25 protein-coding genes are annotated in these 15,862 nt (G+C 33.1%); all 25 read left to right on the forward strand.

Translation table 11 applies throughout. The annotated features are described in order from the left end of the window. Nucleotides 1-143 precede the first annotated feature (143 nt). A complete protein-coding gene (locus RSE15_RS00650) occupies nucleotides 144-398 on the forward strand; it encodes a hypothetical protein (RefSeq protein ID WP_324069065.1) in 255 nt (84 codons plus the stop codon). Between the two features lie 164 nt (nucleotides 399-562). Beyond that, on the forward strand, nucleotides 563-1,144 hold the full coding sequence (locus RSE15_RS00655) for a response regulator transcription factor (RefSeq protein WP_324069066.1): 582 nt from the start codon (nucleotides 563-565) through the stop codon (nucleotides 1,142-1,144). A gap of 2 nt (nucleotides 1,145-1,146) precedes the next feature. Beyond that, entirely contained in the window at nucleotides 1,147-1,641 is a 495-nt protein-coding gene (locus tag RSE15_RS00660) for a hypothetical protein (protein ID WP_324069067.1), read from the forward strand. A 33-nt stretch (nucleotides 1,642-1,674) separates the two neighbouring features. Further along, the gene (dnaG, locus tag RSE15_RS00665; RefSeq protein WP_324069068.1) at nucleotides 1,675-4,932 is read left to right on the forward strand and encodes a DNA primase; all 3,258 of its coding nucleotides are present in this window, start codon (nucleotides 1,675-1,677) and stop codon (nucleotides 4,930-4,932) included. Between the two features lie 2 nt (nucleotides 4,933-4,934). After that, nucleotides 4,935-5,249, forward strand: coding sequence for a hypothetical protein (locus RSE15_RS00670; protein WP_324069069.1), 315 nt, complete (start codon nucleotides 4,935-4,937; stop codon nucleotides 5,247-5,249). Next, entirely contained in the window at nucleotides 5,194-5,535 is a 342-nt protein-coding gene (locus RSE15_RS00675) for a hypothetical protein (RefSeq protein WP_324069070.1), read from the forward strand. Before RSE15_RS00670 ends, RSE15_RS00675 begins: the two co-directional genes overlap by 56 nt. 9 nt (nucleotides 5,536-5,544) lie before the next feature. After that, entirely contained in the window at nucleotides 5,545-5,814 is a 270-nt protein-coding gene (locus RSE15_RS00680) for a hypothetical protein (protein WP_324069071.1), read from the forward strand. A gap of 126 nt (nucleotides 5,815-5,940) precedes the next feature. Further along, nucleotides 5,941-6,102, forward strand: a complete 162-nt coding sequence (locus RSE15_RS00685; protein WP_324069072.1) for a hypothetical protein — start codon at nucleotides 5,941-5,943, stop codon at nucleotides 6,100-6,102. 4 nt (nucleotides 6,103-6,106) lie between these two features. Then, nucleotides 6,107-6,313 (forward strand): hypothetical protein, encoded by a 207-nt coding sequence (locus tag RSE15_RS00690; protein WP_324069073.1) that lies wholly within the window; start codon nucleotides 6,107-6,109, stop codon nucleotides 6,311-6,313. Between the two features lie 3 nt (nucleotides 6,314-6,316). Beyond that, nucleotides 6,317-6,844 (forward strand): hypothetical protein, encoded by a 528-nt coding sequence (locus RSE15_RS00695; RefSeq protein ID WP_324069074.1) that lies wholly within the window; start codon nucleotides 6,317-6,319, stop codon nucleotides 6,842-6,844. Then, nucleotides 6,819-7,094, forward strand: coding sequence for a DUF3127 domain-containing protein (locus tag RSE15_RS00700; protein WP_324069075.1), 276 nt, complete (start codon nucleotides 6,819-6,821; stop codon nucleotides 7,092-7,094). The genes RSE15_RS00695 and RSE15_RS00700 overlap by 26 nt, the downstream gene beginning before the upstream one ends. A 17-nt stretch (nucleotides 7,095-7,111) precedes the next feature. Further along, nucleotides 7,112-7,297, forward strand: coding sequence for a hypothetical protein (locus tag RSE15_RS00705; protein WP_324069076.1), 186 nt, complete (start codon nucleotides 7,112-7,114; stop codon nucleotides 7,295-7,297). A 154-nt stretch (nucleotides 7,298-7,451) separates the two neighbouring features. Further along, nucleotides 7,452-7,754, forward strand: coding sequence for a hypothetical protein (locus RSE15_RS00710; RefSeq protein WP_324069077.1), 303 nt, complete (start codon nucleotides 7,452-7,454; stop codon nucleotides 7,752-7,754). Nucleotides 7,755-7,819: 65 nt separating this feature from the next. Continuing rightward, entirely contained in the window at nucleotides 7,820-8,356 is a 537-nt protein-coding gene (locus RSE15_RS00715) for a hypothetical protein (protein WP_324069078.1), read from the forward strand. A 165-nt stretch (nucleotides 8,357-8,521) separates the two neighbouring features. Next, nucleotides 8,522-8,743, forward strand: coding sequence for a hypothetical protein (locus RSE15_RS00720; RefSeq protein ID WP_324069079.1), 222 nt, complete (start codon nucleotides 8,522-8,524; stop codon nucleotides 8,741-8,743). Between the two features lie 180 nt (nucleotides 8,744-8,923). Then, entirely contained in the window at nucleotides 8,924-9,136 is a 213-nt protein-coding gene (locus RSE15_RS00725; RefSeq protein ID WP_324069080.1) for a hypothetical protein, read from the forward strand. A 182-nt stretch (nucleotides 9,137-9,318) separates the two neighbouring features. Beyond that, nucleotides 9,319-9,642, forward strand: coding sequence for a hypothetical protein (locus RSE15_RS00730; protein ID WP_324069081.1), 324 nt, complete (start codon nucleotides 9,319-9,321; stop codon nucleotides 9,640-9,642). 624 nt (nucleotides 9,643-10,266) lie between these two features. Beyond that, on the forward strand, nucleotides 10,267-10,728 hold the full coding sequence (locus RSE15_RS00735) for a hypothetical protein (protein WP_324069082.1): 462 nt from the start codon (nucleotides 10,267-10,269) through the stop codon (nucleotides 10,726-10,728). A 75-nt stretch (nucleotides 10,729-10,803) separates the two neighbouring features. Beyond that, nucleotides 10,804-11,271, forward strand: a complete 468-nt coding sequence (locus tag RSE15_RS00740; protein ID WP_324069083.1) for a hypothetical protein — start codon at nucleotides 10,804-10,806, stop codon at nucleotides 11,269-11,271. A 76-nt stretch (nucleotides 11,272-11,347) separates the two neighbouring features. Further along, nucleotides 11,348-12,664, forward strand: coding sequence for a S49 family peptidase (locus RSE15_RS00745; RefSeq protein WP_324069084.1), 1,317 nt, complete (start codon nucleotides 11,348-11,350; stop codon nucleotides 12,662-12,664). A 25-nt stretch (nucleotides 12,665-12,689) separates the two neighbouring features. After that, complete coding sequence (locus tag RSE15_RS00750) at nucleotides 12,690-13,652, forward strand: hypothetical protein (protein WP_324069085.1); 963 nt, start codon at nucleotides 12,690-12,692, stop codon at nucleotides 13,650-13,652. Between the two features lie 12 nt (nucleotides 13,653-13,664). Further along, nucleotides 13,665-14,108, forward strand: a complete 444-nt coding sequence (locus tag RSE15_RS00755) for a hypothetical protein (RefSeq protein WP_324069086.1) — start codon at nucleotides 13,665-13,667, stop codon at nucleotides 14,106-14,108. Nucleotides 14,109-14,110: 2 nt separating this feature from the next. Continuing rightward, on the forward strand, nucleotides 14,111-14,671 hold the full coding sequence (locus tag RSE15_RS00760) for a hypothetical protein (protein WP_324069087.1): 561 nt from the start codon (nucleotides 14,111-14,113) through the stop codon (nucleotides 14,669-14,671). Between the two features lie 89 nt (nucleotides 14,672-14,760). Then, nucleotides 14,761-15,351, forward strand: a complete 591-nt coding sequence (locus tag RSE15_RS00765; protein WP_324069088.1) for a BRCT domain-containing protein — start codon at nucleotides 14,761-14,763, stop codon at nucleotides 15,349-15,351. A gap of 159 nt (nucleotides 15,352-15,510) precedes the next feature. Next, nucleotides 15,511-15,810 carry a hypothetical protein gene (locus RSE15_RS00770; protein WP_324069089.1) on the forward strand — a complete coding sequence of 100 codons (300 nt, stop codon included), beginning with the start codon at nucleotides 15,511-15,513 and terminating at the stop codon, nucleotides 15,808-15,810. Nucleotides 15,811-15,862 lie beyond the last annotated feature (52 nt).

The following is a 15,862-nucleotide window of genomic DNA, read 5'->3' on the forward strand; positions in this document are numbered from 1 at the left end:
TAAAATTTATTAAAAAAACATACAAATTGTTTTGTAACTTACAAAAAAGTATGTTAAGTTTGTAAAGCATTTGTAAAGCATTTGTAAAGCAATTATAAAGTAAATATACGAAACTAAAAATCTTAATAAAATAGCACTTATATATGATTAATAAAACTAGAAGAAGAAAGTTAAAAAAAGTCTTAAAACACTCATTTATAGCGGATGTTTTAAAAAAACTTAATGACGATAATGTTTTTAATAAAAAAGGCGAACCTTTTTCTAAAATGTATATTTCATTAGTTTTTAATGGAAAAAATGAAAACATAGACATTGAATTAGCTATTATGGAAGTCTATAATTTAAGATTAGAACAACAAAAAATGTATGTAGAAAAAAGAAAACAATTAGAAAAATAATAAAAGCAGTTGCCTACTATCGTGAGAAGTAGGGAATAGTACAAAGCATGAAAATGTGTAACTCGAAATCTGGGACAACTGCTTTTACTAAAATAAAAAAACCCGAAGCGGTCACTTCGGGTTTAAAATTCACTCATTAACCTTTAAAAGATTAACAAATTATCATGGACAAATGTACAACAAATCAAAGAATTCACCAAATTCCAGCAGGATTGATGATTGGTGATAAATCAACTGAACTTTTTGGTTGTATTGAAACAAAACGTGTGTATGCGCTTTCAAATGGACAAACTATCAAGTTTGAAGATTTGAGCCCTACCAAAAGAGCACTCATTTTTGAAAAATTACTTACAGATGATGTGGCTATCCAAGATTTAAAAAATTTACCACAATCCGAAGCAATAGAGCGTTTTGCTTTTTGCATTTATGGTGCAGCAGATCATGAACCTGATTTTGATGCCAACGGTAATTTAAAACAAGCCGATAACTTCATCTGCTCAAATAACTGCCAATGCCTTAAATGGCTTTCAAAAAGTATTTCGATTGACGGAAATAAACTAACTCCACGTGAATTTGAAATTGTTACGCTTTTAGCTTCTGACAAACCAGATAAACTAATTGCTGATGAATTAGGAATTACAGAATCTACTTTGAACACCCACAAAAAACACTTATTCGATAAGTTTCATGTGCTTTCAAAATCGGGATTAATAACAAAAGCAATTTCTAATAAAATCATTCAATAATCATGGGAACGATTAAACTACAATATACAGGAACAGAAGCAGTAGAAATCTTAAAAACCTACTATCCAAATGACTACAAACAACGTATTGAAAGCAAAAAACAAAAATTAATCAAGCTTTCTAGTGTACACAAAGTTTCTATTGAAAAAGCCTATAAGAAATTCATTCTACCAAGAGCAGAACAGGAAGAATCCATTGTGTTTTTTGCAGCTCTTTCTGAATTAATCAAAATGAATAAAATGCAACCTAAAGAAAAAAGCGAAAGAGTTTTAGCATTAGAAGCCAAAAGAGAACAAGTTATCCAACAAATCATTGGTTTAGAAAGTATTTCAAATACAATAAGTTATGAAGATAAAAAAATGTTGAGTGGGTATTACTCACGACTTCAACAAGAAACAAGCCAAGAAATTGACGAACTCATTAAGTCCTTCGAAGTTATTGAGCCACAACTCATCATCCACCAACCCGGATTGTTTGACGCAGGAATTAACAATTAAAGAATATCATGAAAAATTTATAGCAAACAATGTATGTATAAACAATCCTCAATAGATCAAGTAAGAGAAGCCGACATCATTACCATAATTTCACGTTATGCTGATTTACAACGTCGTGGTTCGCTATACGAATGTAAATCTCCTTTTAATCCAAACGAAAAATCACCAAGTTTTAAAGTGTCGCCTGCTAAAAATAATTTTGTTTGTTACAGCACGCAAAAGAAAGGTGACGGTATCAAGTTCGTAATGGAAAAAGAAAGCTGCACGTTTTATGAAGCCATTCAAAAAATAGCGCATATCTGTGGTATTGTCCTGGAGCGTGAAGAAGAAACCGAAGAAGCACAAAAGAAACGCTCAGAGAAAGAAGAATTGTTTCGTTTGATGGATTGGGCAGCTAAAAAATACCAAAAAGCATTGCAACAAATGCCTGCTGATCATTGGACTAAAAAAATGATTGCAGCACGTGAAATTTCAGAAGAAACACTTTTGACTTTCGGTATTGGTTTTGCGCCTGATGATTGGAAAACTTTAACGAATCCAATTATTGAAACTGCCAAATTAGAACTTGGAAAAACTTCAGGATTGGTAAATGTGAAAGACGGCAATTCGTTTGACTTCTTCAAAAACCGATTAATGTTTCCAATTGAAGATGTAAACGGAAATGTTATTGGTTTTGGTGGCCGATGTGCCGATGATGACCCAGCAAAAGACAACGGAAGAAAGTACATCAACTCGAAAGAATCGATTGTATATTCAAAATCACGTTCGTTGTATGGAATTTTCCAAGCCAAACGAAGTATGGTGCAAACCAAAACCGCTGTTTTAACGGAAGGTTATACTGATGTAACTGCATTGCATCAATACGGTTGTGATATGGCATTAGCATCAGGCGGAACGGCTTTGACAAATGAACAATGCTTATTGCTTAAAAAGTTTGCAGCTCACGTAATCATCTGCCGAGACAATGACGGCTTTGATGCGCAAGGAAATCCAAAAGCAGGAACAAAAGCCGCACTGGAAGACATCAACAAATTATTGGCTAATGGCTTTAAAGTTTCGGTAGTTATTTTCCCTGAAGGAGAAGACCCTGATTCGTATTCAAGAAAGCACGAAAACATCAAAGATTTCATTTTTGAAAACGCACAAGATGCTGTGCTTTGGAAAACTACGTTTTTGAAAAATCAAGCGGCAAACGACCCTGATAAACTTTCGGAAGCGGTTACTTCGGTGGCTGAAATGTTGTATCAAATTAAAGATGATATTAAGCACAACACCTACGTTAAGGATTGCAACAAAATTCTAAAAACACAATTGGCTTCTTTGAAACAAAGAATTAACGACTTCGCATCAAAAGCCATTGAAAAAATAGAAAAAGGAACGGCAGATGATACCACTTCCATTGATTTAGGTTTGCCTCCTGGTGCCGACTTTGAAGAGTTTAAAAAGTATCGCTTTTGCACTATTGGAAACTCCTGCTGGTTTCAAGGTAGAAACGGAAGTTTTTTGAAAGGAACAAACTACCGAATCACGCCACTTTTCCACGTGTATGGTAAAAATGACAACAAACGTTTGTGCGAAGTAGTCAACGAAAACGGCTCTAAAAAACTGATTGACTTTGATTCTTCGGATTTCGTTTCGCAAAACAAATTCGATGAAGCTTTGATTAACGAAGGTTATTTTGTGAAGAATGAAAGCTTCTCGGCTCAACATTTCACGCTAATGAGAAACAGAATTTTGTCGGATTTCATTATGGCATTCGAATTGAAAACGTTAGGCTGGCAACGTGAAGGCTTTTTCGCTTTTGCTAACTGCGTGTATTACAAAGGTTATGTAAAAAACGTAAACGAATACGGAATCGTGCAAGTAGAAACCGAAGCAGCGGACAAATCAGAATATTTTGAAGAAGTAAAACATTACTATTCTCCTGCATTTTCTGAAATATACAAGCACACACGTGATGATGATGATCCTTACGAAAATGACCGCTACTTTGTTTTCAAAAAATCACCTGTAACAATGGACACGTGGATGAAGCAAATGCAAAAAGTGTACAACGAAAAGGCAATCATTGGAATATCATCGGTTTTCTTTTCCTTGTTTCGTGATTTGTTTGTGAAAACGCACGCTGTATCGCCTTTGCTTTTCTTATCAGGTGAAAAAGGTTCTGGAAAATCAAAGTATGCCGAATCTTTGGCTTCGCTTTTCACTTACAAGCAACCAGCATTCGATTTGAACGGTTCCACATTGGTAGCATTTTCACGAAGAATTGGAAGAACCCGAAACGCAATCACACTTTTAGAAGAGTTTCACGACAATATCGACTTGAAAATTTTACAATCGATAAAAGGATCATACGATAATCGTGGTCGTGAATTGGGAATGGCAACAGGAGACAACAGAACCAAAGTTGCAAAAGTGAATTGCTTCTTAGTAATGCTTTCGCAGTATTTGTCATCTTGGGATGATAACGCCATCACCTCGCGTTCGGTAATTCAGCATTTTATTAAACCGCAGGAAAACTTTACTCAGCAAGAAATTAACGAATACAACTTGCTAAAATCGTGGGAAGAAGAAGGATTGACTTCGTTAGTATTAGACATCGTGGAGCACAGAGAAGAAGTTGAAAAAGGTTATGTGAAAACGTATGCCGACATCATTAACCGATTCAAAAAGGATTTAAAAGGTCACGATTACCAGGAACGTATGTTGCAAAATTATGTGGTAATAATGACACCTATCACGATTTTATGGAGACACTTCACTTTTCCATTTGAATATGAAGAGTTGTACCAATTGTGTAAAAATGCGATAATTGATTCTTCTGATTTAATTGTGGAAAGTGAAGGATTGGCAGAATTCTGGAAAACGCTGGAGTATTTATTGGACCGACAACCTTATCCGCTTTTAGTGAAAGACACTCATTTTATTATCGACAAGCCAGCAAGTTTAAAGCTTCAAGGCAGAAAAGGAGAAAAGGAAATCGAGTGGACAAACGACAACCGAAAACGAGTTTTGTTTTTACGATTAAACGCAGTGCATCAATTGTATCACAAAGAAGTTTCAACACGTGAAGGCGTGGATGTGATTGGAGAAAATACACTTCGTAATTATTTCAAATCAAAGAAATACTTCATTGGAGCAGTCAGAAGCCACCGATTTAGCGACACAGCAACATCGGCTTACATTTTTGATTATGACATGATGGAAGCTTCAGGAATATTGAATTTGATACGAAATAAAGAAGATTTCAATCTTTCACAAGAAGACAAAGAGGATGATTTACCGTATTAATTATGAAGCCTGAAGAAATTCATTTTAAATGGTGTACCGAAAATGGAATTAGAATTTATCCAGTTCCAGTTTCGGCATCCAATACCGGAAACTATCACATTGTAGTGGAGCGAAACGGAAAAGCAAGTAAAGGAAATTTAATTTTTAATGAAAAACCAATCGCAAAAGTAACTGAAGAAGTTGTAAGAAATAAAATAGTAAAAAGGACTATTGTAACACCTTCAGTATCGCAACAAATAAGAACCTTATATAAAATGATTTATGAAAAAGAATCAGTTAACCAGGACAGAAGCGCACGAGCTGTTAATGCAGAATAAAAAACACTATTTGTGGAACGTGCCATATAATAAATGGACAGAAGAAGATGAAGCTAATTTGTTAAACGGAATCAACTCCAATCAAAACATAAAGCTTCCGGGCAATAGAGTAGGAACACAACCTGTAAAAGTGATTGATGAAAAAGGAAAAGAAATAGTTTACAAATCAGTTGCAGAATGTTCCAGAAAAACAGGAATAACAGAATCCACCATTTTTGCCACCATCAACGGAAGACGCAGATTAAAAAAAGTAAAATATCCATTATTCGAAAAAGTAAACCATTAAATTTTAAATATGACACAGAAAGTCGAAAAGCCAGCCAAAGCAAAAAGCATTCAAATTTTTGTAGGCACAGAATTAAAAGCGGAATCAAATGATCGTTTAGATGCACTTGAAAAATTAGCAAAGTTGCAAAACGAAAACTTTCCCGAAATCAAAATGGTTTACCATAATGCTAAAGTTTCGCATTTGTACATCAAAGGCAGATACGATAAAAACTACCGCATTACTGGAACCGAGTATGTAGCACCTTCAAAAGCCGTAAGCGAAGAAGCAGCTGCATAGTAAAATCTCAAAAGAAAAACTCTAACGTTCTTAAATAGACCAACGCCTTAGTCAAACAAACAATCAGGTTTGAGAGTGTAGCCTGATTATTTTTAAAATTCATTCATTATCAAACAAATTATCAAAATGGGAGAGTACAGATTTTCAATTTACACAAAATGGTCATTCGGTTTTAATATAAGCTACGAATATGGCCAAATATTAATCACAGTTCCTTTTGTAACAGCACACATTGCTTTATCAAAACACGCATCTGGATATTTAATTTTTAATAAATACTTCGAATAACATCATGGGAAAAGCACAAAAGCAACGCGCAAACAGAATAGCAAAGCAAATCAAACAAAAGCAAGAAGATGAAGACTTTCAAAGAATGATTGCATCAATGAAAGATGATATTACTTATCAAATTAAAAAAGGCAATGGCTACTTATACGGTGGAGCTAATTTTTACGGAGCAAGATGGAAAGAATTGTTTTTAAAACCTAAAACGGAATAAATTTTGGCAACAATAGGTAAATATGGTAAGGTGATTTTCTCTGATGAAGAAATACAATTTTTGAAAGCTAATTTTCAAAGCATGACAAACAAGCAAATTGCCGAAGCTTTAGGTTTGAAGATAACAATTGTTAGAATGAAAGCCTACGAATTAGGATTACAAAAAATGGAATTGGAATACTGGAGTGAAGCAGCAATACAATTTTTAAAAGAAAACTTCCACAAAATAGGAGATCGAGAACTTTCAAAAATATTCAATGAGCATTTTCCAAAAAATAAGAATTGGACATCAAGACACATTCAAAAGAAAATGGCTTATTTAGGATTGAAAAGAACAAAGCTAGACTGGTTTGTAATCAAAGAACGCAACCGAGACAATGGCTGTTTTGGTAAAAGAAATCCGAAGAACAATCCACCACCACCAAAATCCTATTTTTATTTAAACGCAAAAACCCGAATAGAAGTTAAACCAGGACAAAGTATAGAACAATTAAAACAAAAATATCATGCAAATACAAGTAACAATCGTTAGAATTTTAGAAACCAAAGAAATCGGAGAGAAACAATTCAAAGTAAGAGAAATCCACGCAGACACCGAAGAGCAATACACACAACGTTTAGCCATTCAGTTTACGCAAGATAAATGCGCGCTCCTGGATAACTTTAAACCAGGAGAAAAAGCAAAAATCGACATCAACCTAAAAGGCAAAGAAGCCACCAACCAAAAAGGAGAAACCGTTGTTTTCAATACCATTCAAGGTTGGAAGATTGAGAAGGTGTAATATTTTAAAATTAGAACATGCAAGAATTAGAACAAAGAGTTAAGGAGTTTAAAGATGATACTGATTTAATTGTGCAATCAGCAACTTTAGACAAAAGAGATCCAGAACCTTGGATAGTTGTTATGCACAAAGGCGATGAACTTTCTATGAGTGTAGAAAATTGGAAAGCATTAGTAAAAATGACAGATGAATTAATTAAATAACGCTTGAGTGCTTTACGTCCGTTGTGGTTAAATAAGCACTAACCTTTCCTGTTATCACGAAATTAAACTGATGCAAAACAAACTTAATATTAAACCTAAACCCACAATGGCGTAAAACACTTGTTATCCGTTCGGTTTTTAAAAATCATAAATTATGAATCACTTTGTAGAATTAAAAGTAGTAAATGATGGAATTGAGAAAAATTTCATTGGTAGAATTTGGTGTGAATATTCATCAAAAAAAGTTAGAAAGGAAATTGTTACTGAAGAAGTAATAAAAATTGTCGCTAAAGAATTAAATGTATCAACTGTGGATATAAATTGGCATCCTGAAAAGTATCAAGATAATTTCAATTATTCAATTGAAAAATATGATGAATCAATACACGATATTCTTTTTTCTGAAACAAATGAAGATGTTTGGATTGAACGTAAGGTTATGGAAACTGACCGCTAACGTTTCTCGGCTTTGTTTAGTGCCGACTTATGAAAACTAAACGTAATTTTTAAAAATTAAATAACATGAAAAACGATAATACAGAAGATAAGGCATTGAATAAAACCGATGTTATAACTGGTGCTTTAATTCCGATGACAGATTATGTTTTGAAGCAATATGACTACCTAACTTGTGACGAAGCATCTCCTAATTTTGTAAAAAAAGTTGTTAATTACTCTTACTTTTTAAAACAACCATTAAAATTAGAAATGTTTTTCCCATTTGATGAAGAAGGTAATCCTTTAGAAATTCCTTTAGAAATTTATTATCAACCTAATTTTGGTTGTCAAAAATATCCTCAAGAATGTTATAAGCATGATTTAAAAATTTTTAATGAAGCAATGGAAAAAGTTTTATTTAAAGGATTCATTATTGAAAGTGGATATATTCAAGCAAATAGAGATACGCTTTATTTGAATAACCAAGATGGATTAGATATTGCTTCAAAAAACGAATCTCACGATAAAAATTTCATTTGTGATGGATTTACAACTATTGAAGATTTAATTCCTTATAATATTCAATTAACTGACGTTGCAATTAAGCACATTTTCGGATAGCATCAGTTATAACGTTCGAGTGCTTTACGCCATTGTGGTTAAATAAGCACTAAACTTTCCTGTTATCACGAAATTAAACTGATGCAAAACAAACTTAATATTAAACCTAAACCCACAATGGCGTAAAACACTTGTTAGCCGTTCGGTTTTTAAACACAAATTAAAATGAAAAATTTAGCAAACATCGAAGTATTTAACATCGAAATTACAGAAAAAGGAACATTTGCACACATTTCTTTTCAAGATTTAGATAACACTGACAACTTGAATAATGGTTACGATAATATTCGTGTTCCAATGAATTTAAGACCGATTCAATTATCCAGCCGTGACAATATTTTAGTTGACCAATCGGTTAAAAATTATGATGTTGCTGTCGGTTCTTAAACTGACGGCTAACGTTTGGTGCTTGTGTTCAGTAGCGAAAATTCAAGACTGAACCTTGCAAGTACAAAACTAGATTGAGGTTGTCAGAGTTTTTTACGCAGGAAAAAACAACCAAAGCTATTGACACAAACACTTGTTGGCAGTAGTGCTTTTATAAATTAACAATTAAAAAACAATATTATGCAACAGAATGAATTTATTGACTTATCAAAAAAAGAGGTTAAATCCTTAAACGCTGGTTATTGTAATTTAGAACAGCATTCAGAATCTTGGCGTGGTGGATATATGTATCTACTTGAAAAAATAGAAAAATCTTTTAGAAGTGATTTTCACGAAGAATTTCTAACGAAAATTGAAGAAATTATAGACAAAGATTTAGACGTTTTCGAGTAGCATTACTGCCAACGTTTTCCACGCTTGCAGATGTGGCGTGAATGAGCGAGAACCATTACAAATACAAAACCAATATTGAAGTCAACAGAGTTTTTTCCGAAGGAAAAAACAACCAAAGCCATATTTGCAAACGTGTGTTAGTAGATGGCTTTATATTCAAAAATAAATAAATATCAAAAATTATGTCAAAATATACAACAAACGGAGAAACTCCAAAAAAGTACGAGTGTACTAAAAGAAAATGTAAGTGGCAAGGAACTGATAATGCAAAAAGTCAACGTAAAATGGATGGCTTTTATCAGCTACTAACATGTCCAAATTGTGGAAACGATGAATTTTATGGTTTGAGAGAAGGTTTGAGATTTACTCATATAGAAACTGGAAATACTGGTGAATTTATTAAAACATACAGACCAACAGGTAAACCTTTAACAATGCAAATTAGATTAGATGATGGAAGTATATACTTTGCTCCAAAAGTAGAGTTTAAGCAATGTCGTTCATAAGCTATCTACTAACAGTCTGATTGGCGATGGTTTTAATCTCGCCAATCATTTGTTATAACTTAAATTTAAACCGCCACACAAGGCGGTTTTTTTTATTCCAATACGATGGACAAATGGAACTATCAAATTCAAATAACAACCGCTTAAATCGAACACAGTGCAGTAATTCGCAACACTACCCAACACACCACCGACACAACGCCACTTCGTCACCCCCGCACCCCCGAAAATATAAAAATTTTTTCAAAATTTTTTTTTCTAAAAAATATAGAGATTTTCAGTTCCAAAAGTTCCACATTCCCACAAAGTTACTTTACTATAGATATAATCTATACTATGTATTTAATAATCAATATATTAAGTCTAAATAAGATTTGTGGAACTTTTCAAAATTCTGTGGGATTTTTGTGGGATTTGTGGAACTATTTTTTTGAGTTCCAACAAAAAACACCATGTTCCCACAAGTTCCTTCTACTTGTGGAACTTTAAAACCTTGATTTTCAACGTTGTGGAATTGTGGAACTATTTTTTTAAAAAAAGGCTACAATATTTTATGTTTTTACAAACATTTTTGTTTGTTGTATTCTAAAAAATGCGTATTTTTACTATTAAACCTTTGAAAATATGATAGTTATCTCAATTCCTGTAAAGCCACACGTAAAAAAATACCTGATCAAGCGTTATGGAAACGTGCATCAGGTGAGCAAAAAGACATTTATTGGTTTGTTTCTGCTCCAGCTACTCGAAAAAAAGATTGACAAGCCAGAAAAAGAAGTCGCTACAAATTTTACATACGACATCGAGGTTCCGGAATATTATTTTAACACCAAAGGTTACAGCATCGACAAGCATAAATTGAAGTTTTTAGGCATTTGCCTGGAGAAGTTATTCATTGAAGACTTCTATTCCTTCATTGATAACGAGCTTATGAAGGGTGAAATGAATGCAAAAAAATCGATAAAGCTATTTTTTAGCATTTATGATCTATCTGAAAACGATTTGAATTTGGATTCGATGTACCGAAATTACCAACGTTATTGCGGTGAAAATATCAAACACAAAAAACAAAATATAGTAAAAATATAGTTAAAAAACCGCTGAAAGCCTTGTAAATAGTGTTGGCAAAAAGCGACAGTTCTATAAAAATAAATTTTAAAAAATATGACATTCAATTGCGATGAGCAACTTTCCGGAGTTGCAAGCTTAGATTTTTATCTATTAGAAGAAACTTCCAACTGGCCACGAATTGTTTCTGATGCAAATTCGGCACAAATTGTATTTTCGCCTTCGGTTCATTCTGTGGAAGCTTCCATTAAACCCGATAGTATTTCGGTAAACGTGAACAAAACCACTACTGCATCAGGAATTGTAAATGATATTTCCATAAAAATGGAATTCTTAACCCGATCAGAAGCATTGGAACAACTATTGGAGCAATATGAAAATAAACCAGGAGTTGTAAAAGGAAAATTCAATAACGAATTCCAAAAAATTTATGGAACCAACATCGAACCATTGTATTTGCTTTACGAAGATGTACCAGGAACAAAAATAGATGGAGACGGTGCTACCACTATAGAAATAAAAGGAAGAACCGCAAAAAGACCAGTGTTTTATACGGATTTATAAACTGTCCTATTTTAAGAAGCAGCATTAAAATAATATTGTATTGTGAAATAGTAGTAACAATACAATATTTTTTTTTGTGAACAAGAACTTACACACATTATTAGCTGGACCTCTTTACATTAATGAAATGTATGGAGCTTCTTTGGTTCCTTCTATTTACAGAACATTAATTGGCAATTCAATTGAAGATAAATCCATTGAACAATTAATGATTGAAAAGCAATCAGCTACCGAAAAAACTTCTGTTAATTCATCTGCTAATAAAGTAGTTGTAGTTGATTTCAATCAGCCTGTATTAAAATTTGATTATGGTTATTGGTTAGGTACTAAAACTTATACCAAAATTTTAAATCAATTAGCAAATGATGATACTGTAGCTGGTGTTGTTTTAAATATGGATTCTGGAGGTGGACAAGTTTATGGAACTCCTGAATTCTATGATTACATTTCAAATTATCCAAAACCTATTGTTGCTTATACAGATGGTTATATGTGTTCAGGTGCTTACTACATTGCAGCTGCAACACAAAGAATATTTGCAAATAAAAGAGCCGATGCAATTGGTTCTATTGGTGCTTATGCTACAATTGTAGATAGCAATGGAATTTGGGAACACTTCGGTGCAAAGGTTCACACTATTTATGCTACAAAATCAACTGAAAAAAATTCAGAGTATAGAGAAGTAATTGATAACTCCAATTACGAACCATATATCAAAAATCAATTAGATCCTATTGTGGAAACTTTCATAACAGATATGAAAGAATCCAGACCAAACATTTCAGAAGAAGCTTTCAAAGGTGGAACATGGACTGGAGAACAATCTGTTGAAATGGGATTAGTTGATGAAAACGGAACAATTCAAGATGCAATTAATCATGTATTTGAATTATCCATGAACTCTAATAATCAAAAACCAAATACAAATATGAACACAAAATCGCTACCTAAAGTGGAAGCTGTTTTGAGTTTAGAAGCTCCGTTGGCTCTTAATGAGAATGGGAGCTTTTTAAACGAAGAGCAGTTAGATACTATCGAAGCGCGTTTTGATGCTTTAGAATCTGAAAATTCTACACTTCAAACGCAAGTAAGTGAAGCAAACACCGAAAAAGAAACGGCTGTAAATGCAATCACTGCACAATTAACAGAAGCAACCAACACTGCAACAGCAATGGAAACTTCTGTAAATGCAATTATGGAAAACTTAGGTTTACCAGTTGCAGGAACTTTAACCGAAAAATTAGCCGCTATTGATGCAAAAAGCATTGAAGTAGGTAAAAAAGACGGTGCAGCACCAACGGCTCCAAAAATTGGAGTAGATGGAGAAGGAAAAAAATCAACAGCAAGTTTAAACATTGCAGGAGTTGATGTGGCGGAAGCTTTAAATTGTTAATTATTAATTCATAAAAACAAAAATTATGTCAATCATTGCTACAGGAATAGTTACCGCATTCGGAGCTTACTACTTAGAAGAAGGACAAAACATGGATAGATTAAAGGATGCTTTGCGCCAAAAATCGGTAACTCCAGAAGTTTGTGTTCCTATCATCACAGAAAGTGATGTATATCGTTCTGCTAACGTTTCGTTAGGAGAAATTGTTCAAGGTTTTCAAAAAGGTTTCACACCAAAAGGTGATGTTACTTTTACTCCAAACGAAATTCGTTTGAGAAACATCAAAGCCGATATTACTATCGACCCAGATGATGTAAAAGGTAAATGGTTAGGCTTCTTGGCTTCATTAACTGAAGCAGATAGAACGCAATGGCCTATTGTTCGTTACATCCTTGAAAAACACATTGCAACACGTATTCCACACGATATGGAAACGGCTGCATATTTCAAAGGTGTTTATTCTGCTCCTACAACTGGAACTGCTGGTGCTGCATCTGCTTCATTAGATGGTTTGAAAAAATTAATTGATGATGGATTAACTGCTGGAACAGTTCAAGCATTAACGCTTTCTGCTACACCAAGTGCTTCAAATATCTTTGATATTATTGAAGAAGTGGCTGATGATGTGTTAACTGCTAACCCAGCATTAGAAGGAATTCCAATGAATGTGTGTGTTTCTCCAAGTTGGATGAGAGCTTATTTCAGAGACAAAAGAAATACGCATGGTGCAGATACTAATTACACAGGTACAGGAATGGAATCAATTGATTTCACACCAAACTTCAAATTAGTGGCTTTACCATCTATGGAAGGAACTAACTATATTTTTGCAACTCCAGCAGACAATATGGTTCATTTACGAAAAGTAAACGGAATGACAACTCCAAACGTTCAATTGTTTGATCGCCAAGTTAAAGTTTTACTTGACTGGTATGAAGGAATTGGATTCTTGCACAACCAATTGGTTTTCGCTTATAAACCAGCTTAATTGAATTTAGTTATGGCAAAAGATAAGAACGCTCCTTCTACGGAAGGAGCTACTTCAAATGAAGTAGTTGAAACTCCTGTTGTAGAAACAGAAGTAGTTGAAACTCCTGTTGTAGAAACAGAAGTAGTTGAAACTCCTGTTGTAGAAACAGAAGTAGTTGAAACTCCTGTTTTAGAACCAGAAGTAGTTGAAACTGCTGTTGTAGAAACAGAAGTAGTTGAAGCTCCAGTATTTGCTCCTGAAGTTATACAGGAACCATTAGTAGTGGTAACAAATGAAGCAGAAGTAATTCCTTCAAACATTTTTGTTGCAGAAGACGGAACAGAAGTTGAATTTGCTGTTCAGCATTTCATCTTTAAAAAAAGAAAATATACAGTTGAAGAAGCTGTAGCGGAAATTCCTGAAGGTTTACAGGAATTGTACGAAAGAAAATCATTCATCTTTAAAAAAGTATAACTATGGTAGCTTTAGAAGATATCGGAGCAGAAGTTTGCGAGCCAGTTGCTGGTTTGTCGCAAGTATTTTATTCATTACATGGTGAGTACAACAGTATTGAAGATCCAGCAGACATTTGTGGAACGGTTACTGCCGACACATTTGCTGAATTAGTTGAAATTCCAGCTTCACCTGGACACATCATGGCAACAGGTAAAAAAATCCACGAATTAAAATTCGTTACTGAAACAGGAACTATTAAATCTACTATGGTAGGTGAAAAAGGTAGAAGATTGTTTGAAAACGAATTGGTGGTGGAAGTTGGTGGTTCAGATGCTGATTTATTAGGTTTCCTTAGATGGATTAAAAACCAAAAATTAGTATTCAATGTAGTAGAGTTTGGAACAGGAAATGTTCGTCAGTTAGGTTCTAAAAGAATGCCTGCATGGGTAGAAGGAATCGAGCACGCAATTGAAGCACTTATCGAAGGTAAAAACTCGGTAACGTTGACATTGAAAGACAAACAAAAATGGCCAGCGTCTATTTATAAGGGTGCATTGCAGTTAACTCCTGTAACTCCATAATAATTGAGGTTAGTTTGTTTAAAAAGAAAAAGCGTTCTGTAATGGAACGCTTTTTTTATATTTGTTGGATTAACTAAACTCAAATTATTATGATTCAAGGATTATTAATGCTTTCTGGAATTGTTTTTCCTATTATTTATTTTATTCAAAAAAAAGAATTAAACAAACTAAAAAATGATTTTTTTAATATCAAATATGAATATGAAAAAATTAAAAATAATCAAGAAAAATTTAGAGAAGAAGTTTTAAAAGAAGCAAAAAAATATACTACTCCGAATATTACTGCTGATTTTCCATTGCCAAAATTTAAAGAAGAACAAACAAAAGCATTTAATAAAAATTCAAATCCAAACTTTAATCCTATTGAAGTTGAATATTATCGAGATAAAAAAATAAAAAAAGAGTTTTTATATCCAAAAAAAGGATTAGAAGATAATGGAAATTATTTTTTTGGAAAGAAAGTTGTTATTACTGGTGATTTCAAAAAAATACCTGATAGAAATGAAATGGCAAAAATGTTATGGGAAATTGGAGCTGATATTGATACAGCAGTTGGAAAAAATACTGATGTACTTATTGTTGGTGATAATGCTGGTGATGTTAAAATAGAATATGCTGAAGAAAATGGTATTGAAATAATGTATGAAGAAAATTTTTTAGAAGAATTTGATATTAATTAAAAAATAATTTATATGTTTGCAGAGTCAAAAATCAATTATCATGTTTTCTACTTCAAAAAATCTTATTATTAATATGGCGGTGTCAGAGCTAACAGCTCTGGGGTTTTACTTCATTGGTAATTGTACCTTGACAGCACCGCCACCTTTTTATTTTATATTATGTCAGAAACTATTACCAAAGAAGTTCCAACTTTAAAGACTAAAGCAACTTCACAAAAAACAAAAAAAGCCTTATTATCTTTCAAAGAAGCTTTATTTGAAGATATGACCTCAAAAGAAGCTTTGCAAGTGTTTGATAAAATGACCTATGATATTTTAGGTTCAGACTATGCAGAAGATACAATGTATAGAAATGAAATTTTAGTGCTGCAACGTTTAATTCATAAAGCGTTAGTAGGAATTGATAAGAACATAAATCCAAACGACATTCACGTTTTACAAATTACAGTTGAATATTAGAAAATAATGACTAAGGCGTTGGTCACATCGTTTCAAAATAAACAATTTCGGT

The organism is Flavobacterium sp., assembly GCF_035195345.1.
In the GTDB taxonomy this organism is placed as follows: Bacteria; Bacteroidota; Bacteroidia; order Flavobacteriales; family Flavobacteriaceae; genus Flavobacterium.